At 60.2% G+C, this 13,541-nt stretch carries 12 protein-coding genes; 5 read left to right on the top strand and 7 right to left on the bottom strand.

What is annotated here, in order from left to right; all coding sequences use genetic code 11:
* Nucleotides 1-17 precede the first annotated feature (17 nt).
* Nucleotides 18-1,508, bottom strand: a complete 1,491-nt coding sequence (locus AEQ67_RS00965) for an aldehyde dehydrogenase (protein WP_059402178.1) — start codon at nucleotides 1,506-1,508, stop codon at nucleotides 18-20.
* 227 nt (nucleotides 1,509-1,735) lie between these two features.
* Between AEQ67_RS00965 and AEQ67_RS00970 the strand changes: the two genes are divergently transcribed.
* Nucleotides 1,736-2,665: a LysR substrate-binding domain-containing protein gene (locus tag AEQ67_RS00970; protein WP_059402071.1), complete on the top strand. Its 930-nt coding sequence runs from the start codon at nucleotides 1,736-1,738 to the stop codon at nucleotides 2,663-2,665.
* A gap of 109 nt (nucleotides 2,666-2,774) precedes the next feature.
* Here AEQ67_RS00970 and hrpB read toward each other — a convergent pair whose 3' ends face one another.
* The 3 genes from hrpB to AEQ67_RS00985 all read right to left on the bottom strand — a co-directional run bounded on the left by hrpB (nucleotide 2,775) and on the right by AEQ67_RS00985 (nucleotide 7,091).
* On the bottom strand, nucleotides 2,775-5,291 hold the full coding sequence (gene hrpB, locus AEQ67_RS00975; RefSeq protein ID WP_059402072.1) for an ATP-dependent helicase HrpB: 2,517 nt from the start codon (nucleotides 5,289-5,291) through the stop codon (nucleotides 2,775-2,777).
* A 70-nt stretch (nucleotides 5,292-5,361) separates the two neighbouring features.
* Nucleotides 5,362-6,114, bottom strand: coding sequence for a nucleotidyl transferase AbiEii/AbiGii toxin family protein (locus AEQ67_RS00980; RefSeq protein ID WP_059402073.1), 753 nt, complete (start codon nucleotides 6,112-6,114; stop codon nucleotides 5,362-5,364).
* Complete coding sequence (locus AEQ67_RS00985) at nucleotides 6,108-7,091, bottom strand: hypothetical protein (protein WP_059402074.1); 984 nt, start codon at nucleotides 7,089-7,091, stop codon at nucleotides 6,108-6,110. The genes AEQ67_RS00980 and AEQ67_RS00985 overlap by 7 nt, the downstream gene beginning before the upstream one ends.
* 243 nt (nucleotides 7,092-7,334) lie before the next feature.
* On the opposite strand from AEQ67_RS00985, the gene AEQ67_RS00990 reads away from it, so the two are divergent.
* Entirely contained in the window at nucleotides 7,335-7,754 is a 420-nt protein-coding gene (locus AEQ67_RS00990; RefSeq protein WP_059402075.1) for a hypothetical protein, read from the top strand.
* Between the two features lie 41 nt (nucleotides 7,755-7,795).
* The gene (locus AEQ67_RS00995) at nucleotides 7,796-8,689 is read left to right on the top strand and encodes a cation diffusion facilitator family transporter (protein ID WP_059402076.1); all 894 of its coding nucleotides are present in this window, start codon (nucleotides 7,796-7,798) and stop codon (nucleotides 8,687-8,689) included.
* Here AEQ67_RS00995 and AEQ67_RS01000 read toward each other — a convergent pair.
* On the bottom strand, nucleotides 8,686-9,744 hold the full coding sequence (locus AEQ67_RS01000) for a DUF6515 family protein (protein WP_059402077.1): 1,059 nt from the start codon (nucleotides 9,742-9,744) through the stop codon (nucleotides 8,686-8,688). The two genes, AEQ67_RS00995 and AEQ67_RS01000, sit on opposite strands and share 4 nt — an antisense overlap.
* Before the next feature lie 437 nt (nucleotides 9,745-10,181).
* Here AEQ67_RS01000 and AEQ67_RS01005 point away from each other — a divergent pair, with 437 nt between their 5' ends.
* On the top strand, nucleotides 10,182-10,661 hold the full coding sequence (locus tag AEQ67_RS01005) for an Lrp/AsnC family transcriptional regulator (RefSeq protein WP_007894448.1): 480 nt from the start codon (nucleotides 10,182-10,184) through the stop codon (nucleotides 10,659-10,661).
* Between the two features lie 453 nt (nucleotides 10,662-11,114).
* Entirely contained in the window at nucleotides 11,115-11,321 is a 207-nt protein-coding gene (locus tag AEQ67_RS01010; RefSeq protein WP_059402078.1) for a DUF2788 domain-containing protein, read from the top strand.
* On the opposite strand, the gene AEQ67_RS01015 is transcribed toward AEQ67_RS01010, so the two are convergent.
* Nucleotides 11,316-11,882 (bottom strand): pseudouridine synthase, encoded by a 567-nt coding sequence (locus AEQ67_RS01015; RefSeq protein WP_161807452.1) that lies wholly within the window; start codon nucleotides 11,880-11,882, stop codon nucleotides 11,316-11,318. The two genes, AEQ67_RS01010 and AEQ67_RS01015, sit on opposite strands and share 6 nt — an antisense overlap.
* A 145-nt stretch (nucleotides 11,883-12,027) precedes the next feature.
* Entirely contained in the window at nucleotides 12,028-13,527 is a 1,500-nt protein-coding gene (amn, locus tag AEQ67_RS01020; protein ID WP_169858286.1) for an AMP nucleosidase, read from the bottom strand.
* Nucleotides 13,528-13,541 lie beyond the last annotated feature (14 nt).

A 13,541-nucleotide genomic window follows, 5' to 3' on the forward strand; every position in this document is an offset into this window, starting at 1 on the left:
AGTTCTCCGTTTTGTTATTAGCGCAGCTGAAACCAGGTGGTCTTCAACTGGGTGTATTTATCGAATGAATGCAGCGACAAGTCACGACCGAAACCGGACTGTTTGCCGCCACCAAACGGCACGGTCACATCAAGCGCATCGACGCTGTTGACCGACACCGTGCCCGCGCGCAATTGCCGCGCCACGCGATGGGCGCGATTGAGGTCGTCGGTCCACAGCGAGGCCGCCAAACCGTAGACGCTGTCGTTGGCCAGTTGCAAGGCGTGGGCCTCGTCATCGAACGCGGTGATCGCCAGCACCGGCCCGAAGACCTCGTCGCGAAACAGCGGCATGTCCGGGCTGACGTGAGTAAAAATCGTCGGCTGAATGAAGTTGTCGGAACCATTGAAAATCGACTGCCGGCCGCCACACACCTTGGTCGCGCCTTGGCGCTCGGCCTGCTGGATGAGCTTCATGATGTGCGCGGTCTGGCGACTGTCGACGATGGCCCCGGCGCGGCTCGACGGGTCCAGCGGATCACCCGGCTGCCAACGTTCGGCCTGCGCTTTAAGGCGTTCGACGAACTCATCATGGATCGAGCGCTGCACCAGCAATCGCGAGTTGGCCGAGCAGACTTCGCCCTGATTGAAGAAGATCCCGAACGCGGCTTTTTCTGCGGCCAGATCAAGGTCCTGACAATCGGCGAACACCAGGTTCGCACTCTTGCCGCCGCACTCCAGCCACACCTGCTTCAGGTTCGATTGCGCCGAATACTGCATGAAATATTTGCCGACTTCGGTGGAGCCGGTGAACACCAGGCAATCGACATCCGGGTGCAAACCGAGGGCTTTGCCGGTCTGCTCGCCGAGCCCCGGCAGCACGTTGAGCACGCCCGCTGGCAAACCGGCTTCCAGCGCCAGTTCGGCCAGGCGCAGGGCGGAAAACGGCGACTGCTCGGCCGGTTTGAGGATCACCGAATTACCCGCCGCCAACGCGGGGCCGAGCTTCCAGGCCGCCATGTCCAGCGGAAAATTCCACGGCACCACCGCAGCGACGACACCGAGCGCTTCGCGGGTGATGGTCGCCAATACGTTCTGTGCGCTCGGGGCGATCTGGTCATACAGTTTGTCGAGGCTTTCGGCGTACCAGCGAAACACCCCGGCGGCGCCCGGCACGTCGATGTTGTAGGCATCTATCACCGGTTTGCCCATGTTCAGCGAGTCGAGCAGCGCCAGTTCTTCGCGATTGGCCATGATCAAATCGGCCAGACGTAAAAGCACTTGCTTGCGCTCACCGGGCGAGCGCGCCGACCAGCTGCCGGCCTCGAACACCTGCCGCGCATTGCGCACCGCCGCGTCCACGTCTTCCGCACCGCACGCCGCGACATTCGCCAGGCATTGGCCAGTGGCGGGGTTGATCGCGGCGAAGGTCTGCCCCGACTGCGCCGAACAGGGTTTGCCAGCGATCACGGCTTGATCGGGAAACTGCAGCGCAGCGGCTTTGTTTTGCCAGTATGCAAGCTCGAACACGTTCAGATGCTCCATGGGCTTTTTCTTGTGGATGGATGGTGGCCCAGGCCTGTGTCGAGGAAAAATAGTAAAAATGTCTTCGCAGACGATGAAAAAACTGGGCAGCCAATTTCCCCAGTCGAACCGCATAAGGTCTATTGTTCAGGCATAAAAACACCGTCGTCAGAACGGATGCAGGCGGCTCGCAATTTGCTTGGATGTCGACATCATCCACCCCGAGGTTTGCTGTGGCCGCCTACAACCTGCGTCAATTGAAATACTTCATCACCACCGTCGATTGCGGCAGCGTCGCCGAGGCCTCGCGCAAGCTGTACATCGCCCAACCCGCGATATCCACGGCGATCAAAGGCCTGGAAGACAGCTTCGGCGTGCAACTGCTGATCCGTCATCACGCGCAAGGCGTGTCCTTGACCCCCAGCGGCGCACGCTTCTACCGCAAGGCTCAGGAACTGCTGCGCATGGCCAAGGAGTTCGAACAGAACGCCCTGGCCGACAACGACGTGGTGGCCGGGCAAATCGATATCGGCTGCTTCGAAACCGTCGCACCGCTGTACCTGCCACAGTTGATCGCCGGGTTCTCGGCGCTGTATCCGGGGGTGAAAATCCGCATCCGCGACGGCGAGCAGCAAGAGTTGGTGCAAGGCCTGACGTCGGGCACCTTCGACTTCGCCATCCTCTACGAACACGACCTCGACGCCACCATCCAGACCGAACCGCTGATGCCGGCGCAACGGCCCTATGCGTTGCTGCCGGCAGATCATCGCTTCGCTCAGCTCAAGCAAGTGTCGCTGCGTGACCTGTGCCTGGAGCCGATGATCCTGCTCGACGTGCAACCGAGCCGGACCTACTTCGTCAGCCTGTTCGAAGAGTTGCAACTGACGCCGAACATCGCCTTCAGCTCACCGTCGATCGAGATGGTGCGGGGGATGGTCGGCCAAGGGTTCGGCTTCTCGATCCTGGTCACGAGGCCGCATTCGGAATGCACCTATGACGGCCAGAAAGTGGTGTGCGTGGACATCGTCGAAGACGTCACCGGCTCAGGGCTGGTAGCTGCGTGGCTCAAGCGCGGGCAACTGACCAAACCGGCGCAGTTGTTTGCCGATTATTGTCGAGAGCAACTCACCGCCAAATCTCAAAAATCACACCCAACCCTGTAGGAGCGAGCTTGCTCGCGAAAGACTTGAAGGCAGCGTTCGTTCCCAGACAGCACGCGTCATCGTTCACGTCCATCGCGAGCAAGCTCGCTCCTACAGGGATGCCATCGGATTATTTGCGGGGTTTGATCCGCGCAGTCGCTTCCGCCACCAGTGGATCATCCGGCCAATAATGCTTCGGATACCGCCCCTTCAAATCCTTCTTTACCTCGGCATACGTGCTACGCCAAAAGTTCGCCAAATCCTGAGTCACCTGTACCGGCCGCCGCGCCGGGGATAGCAGATGCAGCTTCACCACCTGCCGCCCACCGGCAATCCGCGGCGTCTCGGCCAGACCAAACAACTCCTGCAACCGCACCGCCAGAATCGGCGGCTGCTCACTGTAATCCAGACGAATCGACGCCCCCGACGGCACGCTCAAATGATGCGGCGCCAGCTCATCGAGCCGTTGCGGTAGCGGCCACGGCAGCAAGTTATGAACGATGCTCGACAAGTCCAGATTGGCAAAGTGACTGAGCCGCGAGACCTTCCCCAGATACGGCATCAACCAGTGTTCGAGACTTTTGAGCAACGCCGCGTCGCTGACATCCGGCCATTCACTCTCACCCTTGCCGCCAAGGTCCAACTGCCGCAACAACGCCACCCGCGCCTGCCACTGGCGCAACTCCGGTGTCCACGGCAACAGCTCCAGACCTTTACGTCGCACCAGATTCACCAGCGCCTGACTACGCGCCGTTTCATCCAGCCCGGTCAACGGTTCACGACTGAGGATCAACTCCCCGACCTTGCGCTGCCGCTCGGCGCGCAACACGCCTTCGCGCTCGTCCCAATCCAGTTGATCGACCACCCGCACTTGCTCGGCCAGCACCGAATCAAACAACGCCGGATCGAAATCCGCCGCCAGGTAAATCCGTTCTTCACGCTGGCCCTGACGACTGCCGAGATCGGCGATCACCAGCCAGGTTTGCTTCATCAAACTGTCGGCTTCGGCGAACAGCGCGGCACGCCCATTGGCCAGCCGATATTCCGCGCCCCCGGCCCGCCGTTGTTGCGCGACCCGATCCGGATAAGCCAACGCCAGCAGCGCACCGAGCCAGCGCGGATGATCGGGATCGCTGACCGGCTCCGACGCTTTGCCGCGCAGGTAACCGCGATACTGCCGTGCCAATTGCCGTGCCCGTTGAACGCCACCCTGCGCGCCACGTGCGGCGCGTTCTTCGCCGGCCAACAGCACCAGCCGGCTGTGCAGATCGGCGCCAGCGCCACGCAAAATATCCCGCTCGCCGAGCCGTGCCGCGACATCACACGCCATGTCCGCAAGCCCGAGCGCTTGCCCCCGCAACAGCAAATGCGCGATGCGCGGATGCGCCGGCAGCTCGGCCATCGCTTGACCGTGACGCGTCAGCGCCTCGCCGTCTAAAGCACCCAGGCGCTCAAGCAAATCCTGAGCCTGTGCATAAGCGGCGGCGGGCGGCACGTCGAGCCACACCAACTGCGTCGGTGTCACGCCCCAGCGCCCGAGCTGCAACGCCCGACCGGCAAGGTCCGCCGACAGAATTTCGGCGCTGGCGTAGGCCGCCAGTTGTTCATGCTGATCCTGCGCCCACAAGCGATAACACACGCCGGGCTCCAGCCGCCCTGCCCGGCCGGCACGCTGGGTGGCACTGGCGCGAGAGATGCGCTGGGTGTCGAGGCGGGGCACCCCGCCGCCCGGCTCGAAACGCGGCACCCCCGCCCACCCGGCCTCGATCACCACGCGCACGCCGTCGATGGTCAGGCTGGTCTCGGCAATGTTGGTCGCCAGCACCACTTTGCGCTTGCCCGCAGGGGCCGGATCGATCGCCGCACGTTGCGCCGCCAGGTCCAGTTCCCCGTGTAACGGGCAGAGCAACACCTGCGTGCTCTCGCCCAGCGCATCGGCCAGTTGCTGATGCACGCGACGGATTTCCGCCTGACCCGGCAGGAACACCAGCACGCTGCCGGTCTCGTCATTCAATGCTTCGAGAATGGTCTGCACCAGACGCGGCTCGATGAATTCGCCGGGCTGGAACGGCCGGCCCCAACGCATCGCGACCGGGTACATGCGGCCTTCGCTGCGCAGGATCGGCGCGTCGTCGAGCAACCCGGCCAGGCGTTCGCCTTCAAGGGTTGCCGACATCAAGAGAATCTTCAGCGGCTGATCGTCACGAAACAGCTCCCGGCCATTCAGGCTCAGGGCCAACGCCAGGTCAGCGTCGAGACTGCGTTCATGGAACTCGTCAAAGATCAGCAGGCCCACGCCGTCCAGCGCCGGGTCATCCTGCAAACGCCGGGTAAGGATGCCCTCGGTGACCACTTCGATGCGGGTATTGGGGCCGACTTTGCTGTCCAGCCGAATCCGGTAACCAACGGTCTCTCCGACCTTCTCACCCAGCTCACTGGCCAAGCGCTCCGCCGCTGCACGCGCCGCCAACCGGCGGGGCTCAAGCATCAGAATCGTCTGTCCGGCCAGCCACGGCTCGTTGAGCAAGGCCAATGGAACACGGGTGGTTTTACCGGCGCCGGGCGGCGCTTCGAGCACAGCTTCATGGCGTGTCGCCAAGGCTTCACGCAGCGCGGGTAAAACTTCATCAATCGGCAAAGAAATCATGCTGGCTCCCAGACAAGCCGGGCAGTATAACGGCGAAGCGTCCGGCTCAACGCAGCCTGGTATTCAGAAACTAAATTTTGAATGCGGTTCGTATCCGACCCGCGACCTCAGCCATGGTAACTCCACGTAGCCCGATGGCTTTCATATCGACTTCCAACGAAGGCATGACTTCCAGGAACTGTCGCAAATCCACCGCGATACGTTGCGGCAGATCAAATGCAGAATCAGCCGAAAGCAGACCCGACAGAATCACAATGTCCTTCAAATGCTTGCTGCTCTTGCGATCGGCATTGGGTTCTTCGCATTCAGGGCGGCTGAGGTTAGTCCAGGCCTGTGCCTTGAGCGGGATCAGTCGATCCACTCCGATATAGGCGAGGTCGTTAGTGTGGTTGCGACCTGTAACGATGAAGGCGTAATAGGCTTCGTCGAGCAGAATTGCCGATAAATCGGAAATCTCTCCCTCAACAGGTAGGGGTGTCAAATGCGCATCTTCTGGCAGCGACAAACCTTCAGGCGTTCTTGAAAACAATTCCAGAAGAACAGGGTAACGGTCATCGGTCGGATTGCCGAACCTGTAACGCCTCGATGGTGCATCGAGTGCCTGGCGCTCGGTATAACCTCCACGCTTGATGAACGCCCAGAACTCGGCACCGAACACGTCATCCAGGGCTTCGATGATGAGCACAATGTCCAGATCTCGAGTTGCCCGAAACTCAATACCCGCTTCTTCAAGGGTCAGACTTGCCGCAACCCCGCCGATGAGTACGTAACGATCCGCATGGTCTGCAAAGGCTGCACGAAAGGTATCCAATCCCTTTACCATTCGATTTTCTCCATCATTTCATCAAGGCTGATCTGGACCCTGTCGTCAAGGTCATCCCTTAAGCTGAGGTAGAGGGACAGAGGATCGACGCTGTCTGTCGATACAGGGATGTGATCAGGGGAATAGCTCCAGATCTCAACCTCGACGACGGGATCGTCGAACTGGCCGACTTCTGCGCAGCCGGAGCGATGGACGTGCGCGTCCCATCCTTCTTTGGAGAACGCGACAACAGGCGTTGATGGCTCTCCCAGCATGGACATCTTGCTGAGTGCGGACAGTCCCGCAGCGCGCGACTCCACGGGGCGCCGGTCAGCGTATACCACACGCTTCACCGGGCTTTGCAGCGCCGGCAGGGCTTTTTCCCAGATCGCTTTAGGCGCACCCACGAAACGCCAGCGCAGTGATTTCTCATTGGAAGCCGGCTCTATCAATCCAAACGAATGAAGTTCTTTCATCGTTCTGGACATGGTCATTTTCGAGTAGATGCCTGCGTCGACAAGGTCCACACCACGGAAAAAATAATCCTGATCCCATCCCCGGATGATGGTTGCGATAAGCAACGCTTGGCTGGCCGGGCTCAACGTTTCTTTCTCCGCATGCCTGCTGCGATAGAACTCACGCAGATCCAGTCCAAGCTGTGGAGCGAAGAGTTGATTACCCGGCACAACAAACTGAACTCCGGACTCGATGAGGCGTTTTCGCTCAAAGGATTTGAGCGCGCCCGTTGCATAAAGAATCGGGTGATCGACTGTTTTTTTCAAAACATCGATGTGCTTACGAATCTTCGTCGCGTTTTCGAAGGGGTTGTGGGCCAACAGTACGAGGCACTGACGATCATAGAGCGTCACGGTATCAAAGGCGTATTCATCCAAGAGATAGAAGGGTAAACCCTTGGACTTTGACCAATGTTTGATTTCGGGCTTAGCCCCAAAAATCAACTCGAAGTAATTTTGAATCTCTTGCCGACTGGTTTTCATCTTAGCGCCAAGTAACACGTTTTCAGCACGGTAACATCGCAAATGTTACCGTGCAATAATCCTGTTACGAAAACGAGTACATCAAGGCTTCACGCAGCGCGGGTAAAACTTCATCAATCGGCAAAGAAATCATGCTGGCTCCCAAACAGAGGCGCGAGTATAACGGCGAACTGCTTGCCATTCGTTGCGGTCCTAATTCATATCAACGACGCTTCGTTATCCAGATGACTCAGGAGATTTCATATGCGTGTTCCCTTTCGCCTGATTGGCGGTGTTTTGGTCGCCACCCTGCTCACCCAAGTGACCGCCTGCGGATCGATTTTCTACCCCGATCGCCGTGGCCAGATTGACGGCAAGATCGACCCGGCCATTGCCGTACTCGATGCCGTCGGTTTGCTGTTCTACATCATCCCCGGCCTGATCGCTTTTGCGGTCGACTTTGCCACCGGCGCGATTTACTTCGAACCGGGCAAGACTGCACAAGTGGCGCCGGAAAAACTCAAGGAAGCCATCGGCGCTGACGGCAAGGTCGATAACCACAAGTTGCAGACTATTCTGGAAACTGAACTGGGCCGCAGCTTCCCGCTGGACGACCCACGCCTGATCCAGCACAAGGGCAGCACCCAGCAACTGGCCATGTTCGGCCTGCAACCTGCTGCGTAATCCGTGCCGGTGAAGGAACACTTAAAGGACAAGCCGCCCCTATGATTTCCAGCTCCGAACACGCCCGCCTGCTGCGGCTGGCGACGCGCGCCTCGGTGGCGGTGGCGTGTACGCTGATCGTCGCCAAAGCCATCGCCTGGTGGCTGAGCGGCTCGGTGAGCATGCTCGCCGGGTTGACCGACTCGGCACTCGACGGCGTCACCTCGCTGCTCAACCTGTTGGCCGTGCATTACGCCTTGCGCCCCGCCGACGATGATCATCGCTATGGGCACGGCAAGGCCGAGTCGTTGGCAGGCATGGCTCAGGCGCTGTTCATTGGTGGCAGTGCGGTGCTGATTGCCTTGCAAGCGGTTGACCGGTTGAAGCACCCGGAGCCGGTGGGCGCGCCGTGGATCAGCATCGGGGTGATCGTGTTCTCCCTCGCGCTGACGCTGGCGTTGCTGACGTTGCAACATCGCGTGGTCAAGGCAACCGGCTCCAATGCCGTGCGCGCCGACTCCCTGCATTACCGCTCGGACATGCTGCTCAACGGCAGCATTCTGGTGGCGCTGGTGCTGGCCGGGTTTGGCTGGCATCAACTGGATGCGTGGTTCGGATTGGGAATTGCCGTGTACATTTTCTGGAGCGCCATTCAAATCGCCCGGGAAAGTTTTACGGTACTGATGGATGAAGAACTGCCGCCGGACGTCAGTCAGCACATGCTCGAACTGGCCTGCAGTGTACCGGGCGTGCTGGGCGCGCATGACTTGCGCACGCGGATCTCCGGCAACCAGTGGTTCGTGCAGTTGCACCTGGAATTGCCGGGGCATTTGACTCTGTCAGTCGCCCACGGCATCAGCGATCAGGCCGCCGATGCGATTCACGCCGCCTACCCGCGAGCCGAAGTGCTGGTGCACGCCGACCCGCAGGAAGTCGTCAAAACCGCCAGCGCTTAGAAGCTCACCTGATAGCCACGACTGCTCAGGCAGTTGCCCTGGGCCTGGCGGTAGGCTTGCACCACCGACGGGTCCGGTTGATAGGTGGCCGTTCGCGGATTGAAACCACTCTGCTGCACCGCGTACTGATAGCACTCGTAACCGTCCTGGTTGACCTGCTCCGGCGACTGGCCGTTGGCCGGATACGCCTCCACGTCGTAACTGTTGCTGACCGGTTGCGGCTGCTGTTGCATCGGCGGCTCGACCACGACGTAATCCTGAGTGTTCTCCTGATAGGCGTAATACGAACCGGCCGCCAGGAACAACAACGCACCGCCGATCCACACTTCGCGCGCGTAATCCGGCAAGTAGCTGACACGAATCCCGCGTGGCGGCTGCACTACCACATAACGTGGGCCTTGCGGGCGATACCAGTAGCCACCGGAGTAGAAGTAATCCTGCCCCCGGTAAGGCACACGGTAATCACGGTCCGGGAAGCGATCGATCACATGGCCGGGCCGGTACTGCGGACCCGGTCCCCAGCCATTACCGTGCCCGTCCGGACGACCCGCCCAGCGATGGTCATCGGGACGCGGACCATTGTTCTGCCAGTGCGGGTTGTTATCGTTGCGCCGGGGCACGTCCTGATAGTAACCGCGCTGTGGTTGCTGGGTCTGGCGTACGGTGTCGGGCCGGCCCTGAATCGGCAGGTCATTGGCCGGTAGCTGCGGCGGTGGTGGCGGTGGCCGAACCGGATTGTTGTAGTTCGGCTGCTGGCGATTCTGCCCTTGGCCACCGTTCTGATTCTGGCCGTTGTGCTCGAACTGGCGGCTGTTATCGCCCCGAATGATCTCGTTGTTCTGCTGACGCGGTTGATTGTTCTGAGGAGCCTGATTATTTTGCGGGCGCTGCTGATTATTGTTGCCGCCACGCCCCTGACCATTGCCTTGATGGCCGTCCGAGCCATGTTGGCCACCGTCAGGACCACGGTTTTGCGGCTCATCGGCCAGCGATTGCGCAGTGACACTTACACACAGCAAACCAACACCGGCCAAACGCCAGATGCGCGACTTCATGCTTTTCCTCACTGCGGGTTAGGGCCTGTACGTAAGACTGGGAAAGTACAGGCCGGTTCTGCAACAGGTTATCAGTCGCGAAACTTATTTATTGAGGGGACGAGTGACAAATAGCGGGCAAAAGAAAAGGGAGACCCGTCGGCCTCCCTTTGAGAACTTCGTCCGTGCTCGACGCTTATGACGTCGGCTCACCTCACGCCGTCTTCTGGACAGTGTGTAGCTCGGGGGCCGACACATCCCCTGTGGGGGTGGCGACCGCAGCTGGCCTGATTGGGCGAGCCGCTGTGGACTGTTTGTCCGAGCAGTGATTCTGGTGATAAGAATAGGCCGCAGGCGCCGGCAGAGGATTGCGAAGATTGCTTAAATAAACATCACTTGCGCAATTTTTAACCCTGGATAGATAATCTGCCGCAATAGTTATGACAAAGGCCTGATTGATGAGCAAACTCGACCGATACGACCTGAGCATTTTGGCGGAATTGCAGCGTGACGCGCGCATTTCCAACCAGGAGCTGGCCGAACGCATCGGCCTGTCGCCTTCGCCCTGCTCGCGCCGGGTCAAGCAACTGGAAGACGACGGCTACATCACCCGCCAGGTCGCCCTGCTGGACCGCAAAATGCTCGGCCTGAGCCTGACGGCGTACGTGCTGATCGGCATGGACCGCCATACGCCGGAGCGTTTCGAGAACTTCGAAGCGGCGATCCGGACATTGCCGCAGGTACTGGAATGCAGTCTGGTGACGGGGATGGACGCCGACTATCAGCTCAAGGTGGTGGTGCCGGATATGGACCATTATCAGAAATTGCTGCTGGGGCACCTGACGCGGATTGAAGGGGTGACGAGTGTGCGGTCGAGTTTTGTGTTGAACCAGGTGTTGAACAGCACTGAGCTGCCGTTGACTCATTTGCGTAGCTGAAGCCCTCTTCGCTGGCAAGCCAGCTCCTACAAGGGGCAGGTGATACCTGTAGGAGCTGGCTTGCCAGCGAAGGGGCCGGCACAGGCTGTGTTGAAAGCACTGAGCTGCCGCAGACTCATTTGCGTAGCTGAGGACGCCTTCGCGGGCAAGCCTCGCTCCTACAAGGGGCGGGTGATATCTGTAGGAGCTGGCTTGCCAGCGAAGGGGCCGGCACAGGCTGTGTTGAAAGCACTGAGCTGCCGCAGACTCATTTGCGTAGCTGAGGACGCCTTCGCGGGCAAGCCTCGCTCCTACCAGGGGCAGGTGATACCTGTAGGAGCTGGCTTGCCAGCGAAGGGGCCGGCACAGGCGACGAATGACTGCGGCACACCGACGCAGGTCAATGCCCCGCCAATCCACCATGGCGTATACTCGCCCCGCCCTTTTTAGCCCCGCCCGCGCTGGAGATGTTCGATGGATCCTGCAGTATTCGAAGAGTGGATGATGACCGGCCTGGTCACCATCCTGATCATATTCATGGGTTTCATCGTCTGGGATCTGGCGAAAAAATCCAAGGCCGGCAAATTCGGCACGTTCATTCTGTTCTTCGTGCTGGGCCTGGGGATTCTCGCGTTCATCATCAAAAGCGTGGTCATTGCGTACATCGAAAACGGTTCATAACCGCGCCGGCACTTCCTTCCACTGGCCTTGATCGAGCCCTTCGATCGACCAGTCGCCGATTCTGACCCGCACCAGGCGCAACGTCGGCAAGCCGACTGCTGCAGTCATGCGCCGTACCTGACGGTTGCGCCCTTCGCGAATGATCAGCTCCAGCCAGCAGGTCGGCACGGTTTTACGAAAGCGTACCGGCGGGTTGCGCGGCCACAACTCAGGCTCTTCGAGCTGCCGCGCCTCGGCCGGCAAGGTCATGCCGTCATTCAGCTCCACGCCATCGCGTAAACGCTGCAACTGCTCGGCGCTTGGCTCGCCTTCGACTTGCACCCAATAGGTCTTGGCCAGTTTGTGCTTCGGGTCGGCGATCCGCGCCTGCAACTGCCCGTCGTTGGTCAACAGCAGCAACCCTTCACTGTCACGGTCCAGCCGCCCTGCCGGGTAAATTCCCGGGATATCGATGAAATCCTTGAGCGTCGCCCGCCCTTCGCCGTCGCTGAATTGCGTCAGCACATCGAACGGTTTATTGAACAGGATCAGCTTCGGCTCGGCCGGCGGCGCCTTGGCGATACGGCGCGGGGCTGAAGAAGTTGGCGCAGGCTTCACGCCAGGGCGGCGGGAAACGGGACGTGGCGGACGGGACATGGGAGGTGAACATCTAGCGGTCAGGGCTGCTAATGCTAGTGCCCTGACCGCCAAATGACCATGACAACCGTTAGCGGAACGGCGGCTCGTCGAAGCTGCGCAGTTTGCGTGAGTGCAACGAGTTGAGTTCGGTGCGCAACAAGTCCACCGCCTCGATGCCGATCTTCAAGTGCTGGCTGACTGCGCGTTCATAGAAGGCGTTGGCCGAACCCGGCAGCTTGATTTCGCTGTGCAGCGGTTTGTCCGAGACACAAAGCAACGTGCCGTACGGCACCCGCAAACGATAACCTTGCGCGGCAATCGTGCCGCTTTCCATGTCCACCGCCACGGCGCGAGACAGGTTGATCAGCGGACGTTCCTGAGCCCAGCGCAATTCCCAGTTACGGTCGTCGTAGGTCAGCACGGTGCCGGTGCGCAGGCGTTTCTTCAGCTCGTCACCCTTCTCGCCGGTGATGTTGGCCGCCGCTTGCTGCAAGGCCATCTGCACTTCGGCCAGGGCCGGGATCGGAATGTTCGGCGGCACAACACGGTCAAGTATCCCGTCGCGGCGCATGTAGGCGTGAGCCAGTACGTAGTCGCCAATGGTCTGCGACTGACGCAAGCCGCCGCAGTGACCGATCATCAGCCAGCAGTGCGGACGCAGCACGGCCAAGTGGTCGGTGATGTTCTTGGCGTTGGACGGACCGACGCCGATGTTCACCAGCGTCACGCCGTGGCCATCGCTGGCGATCAGGTGATAAGCCGGCATTTGATAACGGTGCCAGACCACGCCCGCGGCAATCGCCGAGGCTTCGCCGTGGTCCATGCTCTTTTCGATGATCACGTTGCCCGGCAACACCATGCGCACGAAGCGCGGGTCGCTGCGCAATTGTTCAAGACCATGGACGATGAACTGGTCGACATAACGGTGGTAGTTGGTCAGCAGAATCCACGGCTGCACATGACGCCAGTCGCTGCCGGTGTAATGCACCAGCCGGCGCAGGGAAAAATCCACCCGCGCGGCGTCGAACAGGGCCAGCGGCAGCGGATCGGTGTTTTCCCAATCGTACAGACCATCAGCAATGCCATCGGTCGCGGCCGACAGGTCGGTACTCGGGAACACCCGCGCCAGCACGGCGGCGGTAACGCCGGAGCCGGCCAGTTCATCGCCCTGCTCGACCACGTATGGATAAGGAATGTTCTGCTGGCTGATGCCCACTTCCACAGTCACGGTGAAGTCGTGCATCAACGGCACCAGCTGTTCGAGCAGGTATTTACGGAATGCAGCCGGATGGGTGACGGTGACGCTGTAGGTCCCCGGCAGCTGAACCTTGGCGTAGGCGCGCGTGGTCTGTGGGACTTCGCCCTGGCAATGGTAGGTCAGACGCAGTTCGGGATAACGAAACATCGCACGCTGTTCGGCGTCCGGCTCGACACGATCCTTGAGGTAACGCTTGAGCGCCTGGTTCAGCGCGGTGGTTGCACGATTGTGCAAGAGCGCAAGCCGGTCCACGGCTTGCTCGGCGGTTTGAACGACAATAAAAGCTTCGGTCACGATCAGCATCCTGTGTTCTGACTTGCAGAGCTTCATCTTGCCTGCAACAG

It is taken from the genome of Pseudomonas sp. RIT-PI-q (genome assembly GCF_001297125.1).
Lineage (GTDB): Bacteria > Pseudomonadota > Gammaproteobacteria > Pseudomonadales > Pseudomonadaceae > Aquipseudomonas.

Coding starts and splice junctions, on each gene's coding strand:
- hrpB (WP_059402072.1), bottom strand. CDS start 5,291: ATGATTTCTTTGCCGATTGATGAAGTTTTACCCGCGCTGCGTGAAGCC.
- AEQ67_RS00990 (WP_059402075.1), top strand. CDS start 7,335: ATGCGTGTTCCCTTTCGCCTGATTGGCGGTGTTTTGGTCGCCACCCTG.
- AEQ67_RS00985 (WP_059402074.1), bottom strand. CDS start 7,091: ATGAAAACCAGTCGGCAAGAGATTCAAAATTACTTCGAGTTGATTTTT.
- AEQ67_RS00980 (WP_059402073.1), bottom strand. CDS start 6,114: ATGGTAAAGGGATTGGATACCTTTCGTGCAGCCTTTGCAGACCATGCG.
- AEQ67_RS01010 (WP_059402078.1), top strand. CDS start 11,115: ATGGATCCTGCAGTATTCGAAGAGTGGATGATGACCGGCCTGGTCACC.
- AEQ67_RS01000 (WP_059402077.1), bottom strand. CDS start 9,744: ATGAAGTCGCGCATCTGGCGTTTGGCCGGTGTTGGTTTGCTGTGTGTA.
- amn (WP_169858286.1), bottom strand. CDS start 13,527: ATGAAGCTCTGCAAGTCAGAACACAGGATGCTGATCGTGACCGAAGCT.
- AEQ67_RS00995 (WP_059402076.1), top strand. CDS start 7,796: ATGATTTCCAGCTCCGAACACGCCCGCCTGCTGCGGCTGGCGACGCGC.
- AEQ67_RS01005 (WP_007894448.1), top strand. CDS start 10,182: ATGAGCAAACTCGACCGATACGACCTGAGCATTTTGGCGGAATTGCAG.